The following is a 14,734-nucleotide window of genomic DNA, read 5'->3' as shown; positions in this document are numbered from 1 at the left end:
CCACCCGGGGGGCACCTGCTCGGTGGGGGGGCCCACCGGGCGATCCCCAAACGATTCCCGCCACCCCGGGGGCCCCCCCCGGCCCCCCCGCCGGGGGCGCGGGCGGCTCCGCCGTTCCCACGGGGCCGCGCGGCCCGGCGCCGGTCAGGGGCCGGCGGTGGTCATCCCCAGCAGGGTCAGGAGCTCGTCCTCGGTGACGAGGTCGATGCGCTGGCCGCGCTCGCGGTAGGTCTCGGCCTGGCGGTGCTTGGAGGTCTTGCCGGTCCCGTCGTGGCCCCCCAGGACGAGCACGTCGGTCTTCCGGGTCACGTTCTTGGCGGGGCGCCCGCCCGCCTCGGCCACGCGCCGCCACACCTCGGGCTTGTCCATGGAGGCGAGGTCGCCGGACACGCACACGGTGCGCCCGTACAGGGGGCCGGCGGGGTCGGCGTCCGGGGAGGGCTCGGGGAGCGGTGTCTGGGCGACCCTCTGCCACCTGCTGAAGCGGTCCTCACCCGCGGCGGGGCCGGGAGCCGTCGCCGCGCGGGCGGGCGCGGACGGGCTGCCCGCCGCGCGCACGGCGGGAGCGGCCGGGGACGGCGCTGCGGTCCCCCTCCCCACGGGCAGGGCCTCCTGGACCGGGAGGGCCCCGGCCGCCTCCATCCGGCGCAGGTCCAGGCGGGCGGCGCGGGCGAGGTCGGCGAGGGAGGAGGTCCCGTAGCGGGTCATGGCCGCGATCATGATGCTCGCGGCGGCCTCGGCGTCTGCGTCGGCACGGTGGTGGTGGAGCACCCGGTGGCCGATGTGGGCGCACACCGTGGGCAGCTTGTGGTCGGGCAGGTCAGCCCAGGTGCGCCTGGACAGCGCGAGCGTGCACGCGTACTCCCACGCCGGGTGGGACAGCCCCGTGTGGGCGCAGGCCTGGCGCAGCACGCCGATGTCGAAGGCGGCGTTGTGCGCCACCAGCGGGTCCCCGTCGGCGAACTCCACGATGCGGGCGTGCGCCTCGGGCCACCCGGGGGCGTCGGCGACGTCGGCGGCGGTGATGCCGTGCACGGCGATGTTGTGCCGCGAGAAGAAGTCCACCTGCCGGGGCGGCCGGATGAGGGTGGTGAACCGGTCCACGACCGCGCCGTCGCGGACGCGCACCAGGCCGACCGCGCACGCGCTGCCGCGATCGTGGTTGGCGGTCTCGAAGTCGATCGCGGTCCAGGTGTGGGACACCACGTACCTCCTGCAACGTCCGGGGAACGGGTCGAGGCTACCCGGGCGGGGACCCCCGCGGGGACCGAACGGACGTCCCGGGCGGACCCGCCCGGGCGGGTCCGCCCCCGGAAGGGGCCGCCCCGCCGGGGGCCGGCCCGGTCCCCCGGCGGAGGCCGGGACGGCGGAGGCACGGTCAGGGGGCCGCGTCCCACAGGTCGGTGCGGTGCGCCCCCACCAGGCCCCGGACCCGTTCCAGGACCTCTGCCACCGGCAGCGGGTCCAGGCGGCGGCCGTCGCGCAGGCGCAGGGCCACGGTCCCCTCGGCGGCCTCCCGCGCCCCGACGACCGCCTGGTAGGGCACGAGCCGGGCCGCGCGGATCCGCGCTCCGAGACTGCCCCTGTCCGGGGGGCTCACCCGGGCCCGCAGGTCCAGCTCCGCGCACCTGCGGGCGAACTCCCCGGCCTCGGCGCCCTGGTCGTCGCTCACTGGCAGGACCTCCAGCTGGACGGGGGCGAGCCAGGCGGGGAACGCGCCCCCGTGCTGTTCGATCAGGTGGGCCACCGCCCGCTCCACACTGCCGACGATGCTGCGGTGGACCATGACCGGCCGGTGCCTCGCGCCGTCCGCGCCCACGTAGTGCAGGTCGAACCGCTCGGGCTGGTGGAAGTCGACCTGGACGGTGGACAGGGTGGACTCCCGCCCCGCGCCGTCGGCGACCTGGACGTCGATCTTGGGCCCGTAGAACGCGGCCTCCCCCTCGACCGCCTCGTAGGGCAGGCCGGAGTCGTCCAGGACCCGGGCGAGCAGGGCGGTGGAGCGCCGCCACAGGTCGGGGGAGGCGACGTACTTGCCCCCCGGGCCGGGCAGCGACAGCCTGTACCGGGCCGGGGTGATCCCCAGGGCCCGGTAGGCCCGGCGGATCAGCTCCAGTGCCGCCCCCGCCTCCGCCCCGACCTGCTCCGGGGCGCAGAAGACGTGCGCGTCGTTGAGCTGGATGGCGCGGACCCGGGTGAGTCCGCCGAGCACGCCCGAGGGCTCGGACCGGTACATGCCGCCCAGCTCGGCCATGCGCAGGGGGAGCTCCCGGTGGCTGCGCGAGCGGGACCGGAAGATCACCGCGTGGTGGGGGCACAGGCTCGGGCGCAGGACGAGCTGTTCGGAGCCCTCCCCGCCGGCGCCCCGCGCCCCCGGCCCCATGGGAGGGAACATGTCGTCGCGGTAGTGCGACCAGTGCCCGGAGATCTCGTAGAGCTCCCTCTTTCCCAGCACGGGCGAGTAGACGTGCTGGTAGCCCGCCCTTCTCTCGACGGCGCGGACGTACTCCTCCAGCGCGTGCCGGACGGCGGCGCCGTCCGGGAGCCAGTAGGGAAGGCCGGAGCCGATCAGCGGGTCGGTGCCGAACAGCTCCAGCTCACGGCCCAGCTTGCGGTGGTCGTGCATGGCGGTCTCCTCGCGTGGGTGGAGCGAGTGGCCGCACGGCGAAGCCCCGGGGCACTCGCCCCGGGGCTTCGAACAAGACGTCTGTCAGCGCGCCGGGACACTCTCCGGCGTCGTCGTCATGGCAGCGCGCTTCATGGCGACGACGGTAGCAGACCCGCCGGGCCCCGCGGCCCCCTCCGGTCCGGGGCGGCCGACGCCGGGAGGGCCCGGCGGCGCGGACCGGCCGCGAGGACGTCCCGCCGGTACCGGGGAGCGGCGGAAACCGCCCCTGCGGTCGCCCCGTGCCGGGGGAGGAGGCGACCGCAGGGCGTGCCCGCCGGACCGGACGTCCTTCGACGGGGGCGAGGACCGGTTGGTAGGTTGCGTTCCGGCGTCCCTTCGGGCCGACCCCTGCCCCGCGTCCCTCCAGGTCGGACGGATCGCCCCACCTCCAGGCGGAGCGGGCCCGGTACGGCCCCTCCCCGTCGCCCCCGCACGGGAGTTTCCATGAGCGCGTCACCTCCCGGCCCGCCGTCGGCGGGCGAACCCCCCGCACGGCCCCCGGGCCGGCACCGGCCGACCCCGGTCGCCCGCCGGGCCCTGGCCCCCGACCTCGCCCGCGGCCTCATGCTGCTCTTCATCGCGCTGGTCAACGTCGACCACTTCCTCGCCCAGCCCTACGGCGCGGAGGCCGCCACCGGCGCGGCCGACCGGGCGGTCACCCTGGTCCAGGCGGCGCTGGTCGACGGGCGCGCCATACCGCTCTTCGCGTTCCTGTTCGGCTACGGCACCGTACAGCTGATGCGGCGCCTCGACCCCCGGGGCGACGCCTGGGCCGGCGCCCGCCGGATCCTGAGGCGCAGGGGGATGTGGATGGTCCTCATCGGGCTCGTCCACGGCGTCCTGCTGCTGCCGGTCGACATCATCGGTACGTACGGACTCACCCTCCTGCTGTTCGCCGGGCTCCTGCGGGCACGGGGCCGCGCCCTGCTGGCCGTCGGCGCGGGCGTCGTCACCGCCTACGCCGTCCTCCCCCTCGTCTGGGTGCTGGTGTCGCTGCTGCAGGGGCCGGCCCCGGGCCCCGGGGCGAACCGGCCCTGACCGCGGTCTCCGTCGCGCAGAGACCCGAACCGGTCGCCGCCCTGGTCGAGTCCCTGGCCTCGAACTTCACCGAATGGCTGCTCTACACGCCCGTCACCATGCTGATGTTCGTGGTCCCCCCGGCCGCGCTGGGCGTCTGGGCGGCCCGCCGCCGCGTCCTGGAGGAGCCCGGGCGGCACCGCGCGCTGCTCCGGAGCACCGCCGCGGGCGGTCTGGGCCTGGCCGCCCTGGCGGGGCTCCCCCAGGGCCTGGTCGGCGCGGGCCTCCTGGACACGTGGGTCTCCACCGACGCGCTGAGCCTGCTCCAGGAGTTCACCGGGCCGCTCGGGGGCCTGGGCTGGGCCGCGGTGTTCGGACTGGCCGCCGGGCGGATCCTGGAGCGGGGGGCCGAGCCCTCCGGGCTCATCCGGGCCGTCGCCGCCACCGGCCAGCGGTCGATGACCTCCTACCTCCTCCAGTCGGTGGTCTTCACGGCGGTGTTCGCCCCCTTCGCGGGAGGGCTCGGGGGGAGCACGGGCGCCGCGGGGGCCGCCGCGGTGGCGCTCCTGACCTGGATCGCGACCGTCGTCCTCTCCGAACTCCAAAGACTCGAGGGTCACCGGGGTCCCGCCGAGACCCTGCTGCGCCGCCTCACCTACGGGGGCCGCCGACGGGAGCGTTGACCGCGTGCCCGCCGCCGCGCCCCGGAGGCGGCGGACCGCCCGGTGCACCGTCCCGGCCCTGCCACCGGTGGCGGGGACCGGTTCCGCCGCGGGGCGGGGCGACCGGGGCCGGGCGCGCCCGCCGCACGGCGTACCCTGCGGAAAACCGCACCCCCGGCCGACGGCGCACCCCATGGCCGCGCGGACCCCCCGCTTCCTACGGTTGTCCCACCGCCGACCGCCGAGACGACAGGACGACCATGATCACCCTGCAAGGACTGAGCAAACGCTACGGGGACACCGTCGCCGTGGACTCGCTGGACCTGGAGGTCCGGCCGGGCAGGGTCACGGGCTTCCTGGGGCCCAACGGCGCGGGCAAGAGCACGACCATGCGGATGATCCTCGGGCTGGACCGCCCGACCTCGGGGAGGGCCCTGGTCGACGGGCGCCCCTACCGGGAGCTCGACCGGCCCCTGCACCACGTGGGCGCCGTCCTGGACGCCCGGGCCGTGCACCCGGGACGCAGTGCCCGCTCCCACCTGCTGGCGCTGGCCCGTACGCACCGCATCCCCGACCGGCGGGTGGACGAGGTCCTGGACACCGTGGGCCTGGCCGGGGCGGCGCGCAAGCGCGCGGGGGCCTTCTCCCTCGGTATGGGCCAGCGGCTGGGCATCGCCGCGGCCCTGCTGGGCGACCCGCGCCTGCTCGTCCTCGACGAGCCGGTCAACGGCCTGGACCCCGACGGGGTGCGCTGGGTGCGCGACCTCATGCGCTCGATGGCCGACGAGGGGCGCACCGTGTTCGTCTCCAGCCACCTGATGAGCGAGATGCAGCTGACCGCCGACCACCTGGTGGTCATCGGACGGGGGCGGCTCATCACCGACGCCCCGCTGGCCGAGGTGCTCGACAACAGCGCGTGGAGCGCCGTGCGGGTACGCGCCCCCCACCCCGAGGACCTAGTCACCGCCCTGGAGGCGGAGGGCGCCGGCGTCGAGCGCCCCGGCGCGGAAGAGCTGGTCGTGACCGGCGTGCCCATCGAGCGGATCGGCGAGCTGGCCCACCGGGCGGGGGTCGCCCTCCACGAACTGAGCCCCCGCGAGGCCTCCCTCGAACAGGCCTACAGGGAACTCACTGCCGACAGCGTGCAGTACGCGGCGCCGACAGGGGGCCGGCCGTGACGACCTCCGCCCCCACGCCCTCCGCCCGGTCCGGGTCCGCGCCGGTCGCCGCACGGCCCGACCGGCCCGCCGGCCCCGCGCGCGCCCTGTCCGACCTCGCCGCGACGGCCTCCTCCGAGTGGGTCAAGCTCCGCTCGGTGAGGTCCACCTGGTGGGGAGCGGCCCTGACCCTGGGCCTGTCGGTGACCGTCGCCCCCCTCACCGCGGTGGCCACCGTCGGCAACATGCAGCAGGACCGGATCCCCTCCGCCGACGTGCCCGCCTCGGAGATGGCCGTCTACGCGGCCGTCTGGGCGGCCCAGTTCGCGGTCATCGCCCTGGCCCTGCCGGTGATGACCTCCGAGTACTCCTCGCGCTCCGTCCACCCCGCGCTCCAGGCGGTCCCGGCCCGGGTACGCCTGCTGGCCGCCAAGGCGGCGGCCCTGATGTCGTTCGTGTTCGCGTGCGGCCTGGTCACGGGCGCAGCAGCGACGCTGACCGCCCACCTGGTCATGCTGCATCCGCTGATCGAGGGGTACGGGACGCTGGACCCGGCCGAGGCCGTCGCGGACGTGGTACGCCTGTCGGCGTACCTGGCGCTGGTCGCGGCCCTCACCCTGGGGGCCGGGACCGCGCTGCGCTCGGCCGCGGCGGCGCTGGCCGCGGTGTCGGCGCTGCTCTTCGCCCTGCCCGCGGTCCTCGTGCTGCTGGGCGGCCGTGCGGGGGTGTACGTCGCCGAACGGCTTCCGCTGTCCGCGGGCGTGTCGTTCGTGGACAGCGTGTTCGTCATGGGGCGGTCCGAGGCCGCCCTCCCACCCGCCGCCGGTGGGATGGTACTCCTGTGCTGGTCGGCGTCCGCCCTGGTGGCGGGGGCGCTGGTGCTCACGCGCCGGGACGCGTGAGGCCGGCACGCCGGATACGGGGGAGTGGGATGGACGGGTCGGACGGCGCGCGCGGGACGGTCGGGCTCCGCGCCCGTGCGGGGGCGGCGGCCGTGCCGCTCGGGCGCGCGGCGGGGGAGTTCGCGGGAACGGTCCTGGGGCTGCTCACCGCCGCCCTCACCCTGGTGTGGGCGGCGGCGGCCCTGCTGCTCCTGGCCGCAGCGCTGGTCCGGCCCTCCGCCCGTCCGCGGACGCGGGACATGCTCTCGCGGTGGACCGGGAGGCTGTGCGACCTCGACCTGGCGCGGCTGGAGCGGTGGGCCGGGTGCGCGGTTCGGCCCCGTCCCGGCACGGCGCACCGCACGGCCTACCTGCTCCTGCGACTGCCGCTCGCCCTGGTGTGCGGTTATCTGGCTCCGTCGGCCGTCCTGTTGGTGGCGGTGTTCCTCGGCGGGGCCGCGCTGGAGGCCGCCACCGGGACCGGGACCAGCGTTCCGGTGGCCCTGCCCGGTGCGCGGCTGTCCGTCTCCAGCGTCAACCTGGGCCTGGTCGCGGGGCTGGTCGTCCTCGTCCCGGTGTGGCTGGTCGCGGCGCTGTCCTCCGCCGTCGACCGCTCCCTGGCCCGCCGGCTCCTGGGCCCCAGCCACGAGGACCTCCTGAACCGCCGGATCGACGAGCTCACCCAGACGCGTTCGGGCATCGTCCGCGCGGTGGACGAGGAGCGCCGCAGGATCGAACGCGACCTGCACGACGGGGTGCAGCAGAGGGTCGTGGCCCTGGCGATGCTGCTGGGCCGCGCCCAGCGCGGCACCGACCCCGAGCGGACGTCGGGGCTGCTGCGGGAGGCCCACACCGAGTCCCGGATCCTGCTCGACGAGCTGCGCGAGGTGGCCTGGCGGGTCTACCCGACCGCCCTGGACACCCTGGGGCTGGAGGCGGCGCTGACCGAGGTGGCCAGGCGCAGCCCGCTGCCGGTGGCGGTGCGCTCGGACCTGCCCGAGCCGCCACCGCGCGAGCTGGCCGCGGCCGTGTACTTCGTCGCTCGCGAGTCCATCACCAACGCCGTCAAGCACGCCGGGGCCGGTGAGGTGATCGTGCACGTGGACGGCCGCGGCGGAGTGCTGGACCTGCGGGTCCTCGACGACGGCCGGGGCGGCGCGGACCCGGACGGGAGCGGTCTGACGGGCCTGGCGCGACGGGTCCAGGCGCTGGACGGGACACTGTCGGTGCACAGCCCCGAGGGCGGGCCGACCACGGTGCGCGCCACCCTGCCGATGCCCGACGAACAACGGATACGGAGCCCCCATGCGCCTGGTGATCGCTGACGACTCGGTCCTCCTGAGGGAGGGCCTGGTACGGCTGCTGGAGGAGGAGGGCCACCAGGTGGTGGCGGCGGTCGGCGACGCGGAGGCCCTGCTGGAGGAGGTCGCCGGGCACCGGCCGGACGCGGCCGTGGTGGACGTGCGGATGCCCCCGACCCACACCGACGAGGGGCTGCGCGCGGCCCTGCGCATCCGCGCCGAGCACGAGGGGGTGGCGGTGCTGGTGCTGTCGCAGTACGTGGAGCAGCGCTACGCCGCCGAACTGCTCGCCGCCGCCTCGGGCCGGGTCGGCTACCTGCTCAAGGACCGGGTGTCGGAGGTGGGGGAGTTCCTGGACGCCCTGGAGCGGGTCCGGGCCGGGGGCGCGGCTTTCGACCCCGAGGTGGTGCGCCAGCTGGTGGCCCGCACCACCCACGCCGACCCGCTGGCGCGGCTGACCCCGCGCGAGCGCGACGTCCTGGAGCTCATGGCGCAGGGGCTGAACAACACGCTGATCGCCCAGCGCCTGTTCGTGTCCCTGAGCGCGGTGGAGAAGCACGTGAACGCGATCTTCGACAAGCTGGAGCTGGGTCACGCCTCCGGGTACAGCCGCCGGGTGCTGGCGGTGCTGCGCTACCTGGGCACCTGAGGGTCGGCCGACGCGCTCGGGCCCTCCCGTGCCACCGCCGGCCGACGGCGAGCACCGCCGACACCGGCACAGCCCTCTGCCTGCGAAGACGCCGGGCAGGAGGGTTTTCCGCCGGCGGCCTTCGGGTACTCGCGGTGACGGACCGAGCACCCGAGCGAGGAGCGGACATGGTGCGCGACGCCGCGAGAAGGCACACATCCGACCGGCGACCGGAACCCCGAGGGGGTGGTCGGGCATGAACGCGGTCGACACGCCCCCGGAGGCCGGCGGTGGCTGCGGCACCGTCACGGCGGTCCGCGGCTCCCTGGTCTGGTTCGGCGAGGACCCCTTCCTCACCTCCAGCGAGGGGGCGCTGGAGTACGTGGAGGACGGCCTGCTCGTCTGCCGGGACGGCAGGATCACCGCGGCGGGGGAGTACTCGGACCTGGTGGGAGGGCTTCCCGTCGGCACCACCGTCGTCCACCACCGGGACAAGCTGATCCTGCCGGGGTTCGTCGACCCCCACGTGCACTACGTGCAGACGCGGATCATCGGCGCCTACGGGGACCAGCTCCTGGACTGGCTGCAGAACTCCGTCTACCCGGAGGAGGCGCGTTTCGCCTCCAGGGCCTACGCCGAACGGTTCGCGAAGCTCTTCTGCGAGCAGATCCTGCGCAACGGCACCACCACCGCGCTGGTCAACTGCGCCACCTACCCGGTCTCGGTCGACGCCCTGTTCGAGGAGACCCACCGCAGGGGGATGCGCGTCGCCGCGGGCAAGGTCCTCATGGACCGCAACGCCCGCCCCGACCTGCTGGACCCCTCGCCCCGGCAGGGCTACGAGGAGTCCGAGGCGCTCATCCGCAAGTGGCACGGCGTGGGGCGGAGCCTGTACGCGGTCACCCCGCGGTTCGCCGTGGCCTGCACCGACGAGATGCTCCGCCTGGCCGGGAAGCTGTGGCACGAGCACCCCGGCACCCTCATGCAGACGCACCTGGCCGAGAACAGGGACGAGGTCGAGGAGGTCCGCCGGCTCTTCCCCGAACGCGAGAACTACGTCGACGTCTACGAGCACTACGGCCTCCTCGGGCGCGGGGCGGTCTTCGCCCACGCCGTCCACCTGAAGAAGCGCGAGTGGAAGCGCCTGTCGGCCACCGGAAGCGGGGTGGCGCACTGCCCCACCTCCAACCTGTTCCTGGGCAGCGGGCTCTTCTCCATGCGCAGCGCCAGGCACCGCAAGCGGCCCGTGCACACAGGCCTGGGCACCGACGTGGGCGGGGGCACGAGCCTGTCGCTCCTGCAGACCATGAACGAGGCCTACAAGGTGGGCCAGCTCCGTGCACTGCCCATGGACGGGACCAAGCTCTTCTACCTGGCCACGCTCGGCGGGGCCGGCGCGATGGGCCTGGAAGGGGTCATCGGCTCGCTCGCGCCCGGCCACGAGGCCGACTTCGTGGTCCTGGACCCCTCCGCCACCCGACTGCTCGCCGCGCGCACCGCGGAGAGCGAGACCGTCGACGACCTGCTGTTCGCCCTCGCGACGCTGGGCGACGACCGGGCCGTGGCGGCGACCTACGTCGGCGGACGCGTCGCGCACGAGCGCAGCCCCTGTCCGGACCCCAAGCCCCGGCGCTCCTCCCGCCGCCGCTGGAACAGGTCGCGGAACAGGGAGCTGCGGTGGCTCAAGTTCGAGGAGGGCACGGGCTGGTCCAAGGACCTGGAGGTCCCCGGCGCCTGGTCGCCCCACGGCCCCGGCATCGAGGCGTACAAGAGCCTCCTGTACTGCCTGCACCAGGACACCGTCGCCAACCCGTTCCTGTGGTGGGACGTCTACGACAAGGAGACCGGGGGGTGGAGGGGCGACCGGGAGATCACCGACGTGCTCGGGAACCGTGTGCCCAACCACGGGCAGCCCGCGGTCTCCCACGCCAACGACTTCCTGTACTGCGTCCACCACCGCGACGTCTCCGACACCCGCCTGTGGTGGTCGCGCTACAACATCGAGGGAGGGGAGCCGGGCTGGTCGGCCGACCAGGTCGTGGAGGAGCCCGGCGGCCGGGAGGTCAGCGCCTCGGGAGCCTCCCTCACGGTCTACGACGGCCTGCTGTACTGCGTCCTCAGGCGTGAGGACGGCACACTGCGCTGGCTGAGCCACGACACCGGGGCCAAGGCCTGGAGCGCCGAGAGCGCCGTGCCGGGAGGGATCACCGCGGCGCGCACCCCGGTGGTGGAGCGCTTCAAGGACCACCTCTACTGCGTCCACGACCGCGGGGACGACCAGCTCCACTGGCTCACCTACGACAGCGCCTCCGGGAGCTGGAGCGCGAGCCGGCGCATCGAGGACCCCGACGGCAACCCCGTGCGCACCTCGTACGCCCCGGCGATCACCCGGTACAACGACCACCTGTACTGCGTCTTCCACCAGGAGGACTCCGGCGGGTGGGGACGGCTGTGGTGGACCCGGTACGACGGCAAGGGGTGGAGCCGGCCGGAGCGGATCGGGGACGCGATCTCCTCGCCGGGGTTCGACATCTCCGCCTACCACGGGCCGCTGTTCTGCGTCCACCGGGGCTGAGGCGTCCCGTGTCCCGCACCGGTCGGTCGGCCCCGGAGCCGACCGACCGGACCCCGGGCCGCGGCGGCCCCGGGCGTTCGCCCGGGGCCGCAAGCGGCGGTCTCAGGCGCGGGGCTCGGCCAGAAACTCCCTGACCAGGGCGTTGACCCGGTCGGGTGACTGGCGGTTGAGCCAGTGGCCGTTGCCCTCCAGGAGTTCCAGACGGGCGCCGGGCACGCGGCGGGCCGCCTCGACGGTCCGAGCCGGGCGGACGCCGACGTCCTTGTCGCCCTGGAGGAACAGGGTGGGGCACGAGATCTCGCCCAGGCGCGGGCGCAGGTCCACCCTCATCCGCCACGGGCCGATGGAGGCGTTCTGCCAGTCGGAGGACCCGACCCCGCTGACACGCACCTCCTCCATGACCTCGTCCACGACCGAGTCCAGGTCCGGGGCCGGGCCGGCGAACAGCGCCCGCCGCACGAAGCGCTCCACGCCCTCGCGCGTGCGGAACATCCGTTCGGGCAGCGTGCGGTTGAGGAACCTGCTCCGGGCGGTCAGCCACAGCAGTTGGTGCACCCCGGGCGGGAAGGCGATGATCCCCGCGGGGGCCATGGCGACGAGCCTCTCGACCCGTTCGGGATGGTCGATGGCGTAGGACAGGGCCAGCGCACCGCCCTGGGACAGGCCCACCAGCGACACCCGGTCCAGGCCGAACCGGTCCAGGACGTGGGTGACGACGGCTGTCAGGGCGGCGTGGTCGGCGAGGCCGTTCCACGGCCTGCTGTGGCCCTGCTTGGGCCAGTCGGGGGCGAACACCCGGTGCTCGGCGGCCAGGACGGGGAGGAGGCGGCGCCAGCTGAGCAGGGCGTTGTCCTGCCCGGCTCCGCTCAGCAGGACCACGGGGGCGCCGCGGTCGCCCGCGGTCACCACGCTCAACCGCCCCTCGGGGCGGTCGAGCGCGATGCGCTCGAAGGGGGGAGGGGGCTGGGTCATCTGTTGTGGTCCTCCTGTTCGTCACGCCAGCGCCGGAGCACCGCGGGGAGTTCGGCCTCCAGGAAGCCGTAGAGCCGGTTGACGTTGGCCAGGCGCTCGCGCCGCTGCGGGGTGGCGTCCTCCAGGGCCCGGAGCCCCCGCTCGGTGACCTCCCGGAACCCCGCGGCCTGGGCGTAGCGTCGCTCCAGCATCCGGCTCCAGCCGTCGGCGGCGATGCGGAGGTACTCCTGTCGCTCACCGCGTCGGCGCACCCCCTCGACCAGTCCGCTGGGGGTGAGGAGCCGGGCCGCGGTGCTGATGGAGCTGCGGCTGACCCGGAGTGCCTCGGCGATCTGGGCGGCGCTCTGCTCGGGCGGGTCGCTGATCAGCAGCCATCCGATGACGCGTCCGGAGATCAGGGGCAGGCCCTCGCGGGCGAAGAAGCCCGCGACGTCGTCGACGAAGGCCAGTTCGTCCTCGGTGGGTTCGCTCATGGCCTCACGTTACAGTCGTTGCAGTAATTACTGCAACGACTGTAACTGAAGGGCGTGCGCTCCCCGGCGACGGGTGCCGGCACTCGCCCTCCGGCCGTCCACGCGGACCCTGCCCCCGCGGCGCGGCGGCGAGCGGCTTCCGCCGGGGCCGTCCCGCGGTACGGCGGCGGCCCCGGCACGCCTCAGCGTCCGGCCGCCTCCAGGCAGGCGATGTAGGCGTCGATGAAGTGGTCGGTGATGCCGTCGGCGTCGGGCCTGAGGGCGGCCGCGTCCAGGACGTAGCCCCTGGCCCTGTCCGAGACCCTGCCGAGCAGCCCCGGCGCCTTGGCGTGCAGGCGACCGTCGGCGTCGAAGTAGCGCTCCTCGGCCACGTGCGTGTACAGCGGCCCCGGGGGCACCTGGGCGACGACGTCGTTGTTGTTGACGAAGCGGTGGGTGCGCCCCCGCAGCGCCTCGTCGTAGGCCGCGGCGAGTTCGCGGTCGCAGGTGCGGGGCTGCCCGAAGGTGTAGACCCCGTCCGCCAGCAGCGACGGGGGCTCGAAGTGCAGCCGCGCGGCGGCGAGCATGGCCAGCGCGCCGCCCAGGCTGTGGCCGGTGAACCACAGCGACTGCCCGGCGGTGCGGAACTCCTCGACGGCTTCGAGCAGTTCCGCGTGGACGGCGTCCACGGCGGTGCTGAACCCCCAGTGCGCCCGGCCCCGCCGGGAGGAGTGCCGGACCAGGGGGGCCTTGCCGTCGGAGAGCCAGTCCATGATCTGGGCGGGTTCGGTCCCGCGGAAGGCCGTGACGACCATGTCGTCGCTGGCCATGGTGAAGCCCTGGGTGTGGTCCAGGGCGAAGGGCGGCGCGAAGTCGGCCTCGAAGAAGCGGAAGCGGTCGAACCCCCACTCGGCGGCCTGGCGCCGCGCGGTGTCCGGATCGGCGTAGGCGAGTTTGGCCGCGTGCGCCAGGCACAGGGCGTGCGGCACCCGGTACCCGGTGGTGGTGTGGTCGAAGGCGACCGTCGTCATCGTGTGGGCTCCCTGCGGCGGGGCGGCGCGGGTCCGGCCGTGGGCCCTCCCCGCGCCGCGCGGGGAGGGCTCCCTCGTCGGGTGCCCTCCCCCGGTGGTCGGTACTGCGTGCTGATCGTTTCCGAGCGGCGCGCGTTCCCCACCTCCCGACCGGCACGCCGTCCCCGGAGAGGGGGCGTATCGGGACCGGCCAGGAAAACCGCCCCGTCCGAAAAGCGGTATCGGCCGTGTCGAACGGGCCCCTGCGGTCGGGCCCGAGCCCGCCCGGAGCCGGGGTGCGGACGCCGCCGCCCCTCGGCCGCTCACGGCACGCGGCCGAGCCCGCCCGTCACCTCGGGCCCGCACCCGCCTCGGCGGCGACCGGGGACGAACCCCGCCGCGCCTCGACCGCGAGGCGGGTGTCCTCGGTCACGAGGTCCATGTTGATCTGGGCCCCCGCGCCCGCGCCCGCCGCGGCCGAGGCACCGACCTGCGCGGACGGATCGGTCACGTTGCCCGCCACCCACACCCCCGGCACGCTCGTGCGCCCCGTGGGCTCGGCGGGGACGTACGCGCCGACCCCCATCGGGTGCTCCTCGGTCCGCAGCCCCAGGTCCGCGAGGAAGCCGGCGCGCGCCGCCATCCGGGAGGAGACCGCCACCGCCTCGCGGTCCACGACCGTGCCGTCGGCCAGCCGCACCCCCGTGAGGCGGTCCTCCGCGACCTCCAGGGAGGCCACCTCCCCGGAGACCACACGGATGCCGCGCGCGGCGAACTGCTCCTCCTGCTCCCCGGTCAGCGGCTCCGCGGTGTGGGAGAAGAACACGACGTCCTCGCTCCACTGGCGGAACAGCAGAGCCTGGTGCACCGACATCGGGCCGACCGCCAGCACGCCGACGGCCCGGTCCCGGATCTCCCAGCCGTGGCAGTACGGACAGTGGACCACGTCGCCGCCCCAGAGGTCCCGCACGCCGGGGATCCCCGGCAGCTCGTCCACCACGCCCGTGGTCACCAGCAGCCGGCGCGCCCGCACCCCGCGGCCGTCGGCGAGCGCCACCGCGAACCCGTCGCCCTCGCGGGCGACCGAGTCGACCCGGCCGGGCACCACGTGGCCGCCGTAGCGGCGCACGTCCGCCCGTCCCCGCTCCAGCAGCTCGGCGGGCGGCGTCCCGTCCAGGGCCAGCAGCCCGTGCACCGCGTCGGCCGGGGCGTTGCGCGGCTCTCCCGCGTCGACCACCACCACCGACCGGCGTGCCCTCGCCAGCATCAGGGCGCCGCTCAGGCCGGCGGCGCCGCCTCCGACGACGACCACGTCATAGCTGTTCTCCAACTGTTCGGCCACCATGACCACCTCCACGACCACCATGCGCGCACGCTGGCCAGAACCACAAGTTCTGTTGCCGTTGTGGCA

General features: G+C 75.2%; 12 protein-coding genes and 1 pseudogene. 7 read left to right on the top strand and 6 right to left on the bottom strand.

Annotated elements, in window-relative coordinates:
• Positions 1-144 precede the first annotated feature (144 nt).
• Both ACIRPH_RS06580 and thrS read right to left on the bottom strand, forming a co-directional pair.
• Positions 145-1,203, bottom strand: coding sequence for an exonuclease domain-containing protein (locus ACIRPH_RS06580; RefSeq protein ID WP_402910184.1), 1,059 nt, complete (start codon positions 1,201-1,203; stop codon positions 145-147).
• Positions 1,204-1,378: 175 nt separating this feature from the next.
• Positions 1,379-2,635: pseudogene (gene thrS, locus ACIRPH_RS06575) on the bottom strand (threonine--tRNA ligase); the annotation flags it as partial.
• Positions 2,636-3,112: 477 nt separating this feature from the next.
• Between thrS and ACIRPH_RS06570 the strand changes: the two are divergent.
• From ACIRPH_RS06570 to guaD, 7 genes are all read left to right on the top strand, one after another.
• The gene (locus ACIRPH_RS06570) at positions 3,113-3,706 is read left to right on the top strand and encodes a DUF418 domain-containing protein (protein ID WP_402910182.1); all 594 of its coding nucleotides are present in this window, start codon (positions 3,113-3,115) and stop codon (positions 3,704-3,706) included.
• Between the two features lie 98 nt (positions 3,707-3,804).
• Entirely contained in the window at positions 3,805-4,368 is a 564-nt protein-coding gene (locus tag ACIRPH_RS06565) for a DUF418 domain-containing protein (protein ID WP_402910178.1), read from the top strand.
• A 239-nt stretch (positions 4,369-4,607) separates the two neighbouring features.
• On the top strand, positions 4,608-5,525 hold the full coding sequence (locus ACIRPH_RS06560) for an ABC transporter ATP-binding protein (RefSeq protein ID WP_402910176.1): 918 nt from the start codon (positions 4,608-4,610) through the stop codon (positions 5,523-5,525).
• On the top strand, positions 5,522-6,406 hold the full coding sequence (locus ACIRPH_RS06555) for an ABC transporter permease (RefSeq protein WP_402910173.1): 885 nt from the start codon (positions 5,522-5,524) through the stop codon (positions 6,404-6,406). Before ACIRPH_RS06560 ends, ACIRPH_RS06555 begins: the two co-directional genes overlap by 4 nt.
• 29 nt (positions 6,407-6,435) lie before the next feature.
• Positions 6,436-7,710, top strand: a complete 1,275-nt coding sequence (locus tag ACIRPH_RS06550) for a sensor histidine kinase (RefSeq protein WP_402910170.1) — start codon at positions 6,436-6,438, stop codon at positions 7,708-7,710.
• Positions 7,691-8,335, top strand: coding sequence for a response regulator (locus ACIRPH_RS06545; RefSeq protein ID WP_402910168.1), 645 nt, complete (start codon positions 7,691-7,693; stop codon positions 8,333-8,335). The genes ACIRPH_RS06550 and ACIRPH_RS06545 overlap by 20 nt, the downstream gene beginning before the upstream one ends.
• A 235-nt stretch (positions 8,336-8,570) precedes the next feature.
• Positions 8,571-10,889 carry a guanine deaminase gene (guaD, locus tag ACIRPH_RS06540; RefSeq protein ID WP_402910165.1) on the top strand — a complete coding sequence of 773 codons (2,319 nt, stop codon included), beginning with the start codon at positions 8,571-8,573 and terminating at the stop codon, positions 10,887-10,889.
• A gap of 102 nt (positions 10,890-10,991) precedes the next feature.
• Here guaD and ACIRPH_RS06535 read toward each other — a convergent pair whose 3' ends face one another.
• The 4 genes from ACIRPH_RS06535 to ACIRPH_RS06520 form a co-directional block, all read right to left on the bottom strand.
• Entirely contained in the window at positions 10,992-11,861 is an 870-nt protein-coding gene (locus ACIRPH_RS06535) for an alpha/beta fold hydrolase (protein ID WP_402910162.1), read from the bottom strand.
• Positions 11,858-12,334 (bottom strand): GbsR/MarR family transcriptional regulator, encoded by a 477-nt coding sequence (locus tag ACIRPH_RS06530; protein ID WP_402910159.1) that lies wholly within the window; start codon positions 12,332-12,334, stop codon positions 11,858-11,860. The genes ACIRPH_RS06535 and ACIRPH_RS06530 overlap by 4 nt, the downstream gene beginning before the upstream one ends.
• A 182-nt stretch (positions 12,335-12,516) precedes the next feature.
• Positions 12,517-13,344: a lipase family protein gene (locus ACIRPH_RS06525; protein WP_402910156.1), complete on the bottom strand. Its 828-nt coding sequence runs from the start codon at positions 13,342-13,344 to the stop codon at positions 12,517-12,519.
• A 328-nt stretch (positions 13,345-13,672) separates the two neighbouring features.
• Positions 13,673-14,689 carry an NAD(P)/FAD-dependent oxidoreductase gene (locus ACIRPH_RS06520; protein WP_402910153.1) on the bottom strand — a complete coding sequence of 339 codons (1,017 nt, stop codon included), beginning with the start codon at positions 14,687-14,689 and terminating at the stop codon, positions 13,673-13,675.
• Positions 14,690-14,734: the final 45 nt, after the last annotated feature.

The sequence above is a fragment of the Nocardiopsis sp. NPDC101807 genome (genome assembly GCF_044766605.1).
Lineage (GTDB): Bacteria > Actinomycetota > Actinomycetes > Streptosporangiales > Streptosporangiaceae > Nocardiopsis > Nocardiopsis tropica.
The sequence above is the reverse complement of the archived record's forward strand: the minus strand, read 5'-3'. Positions and strand labels throughout refer to the sequence as shown.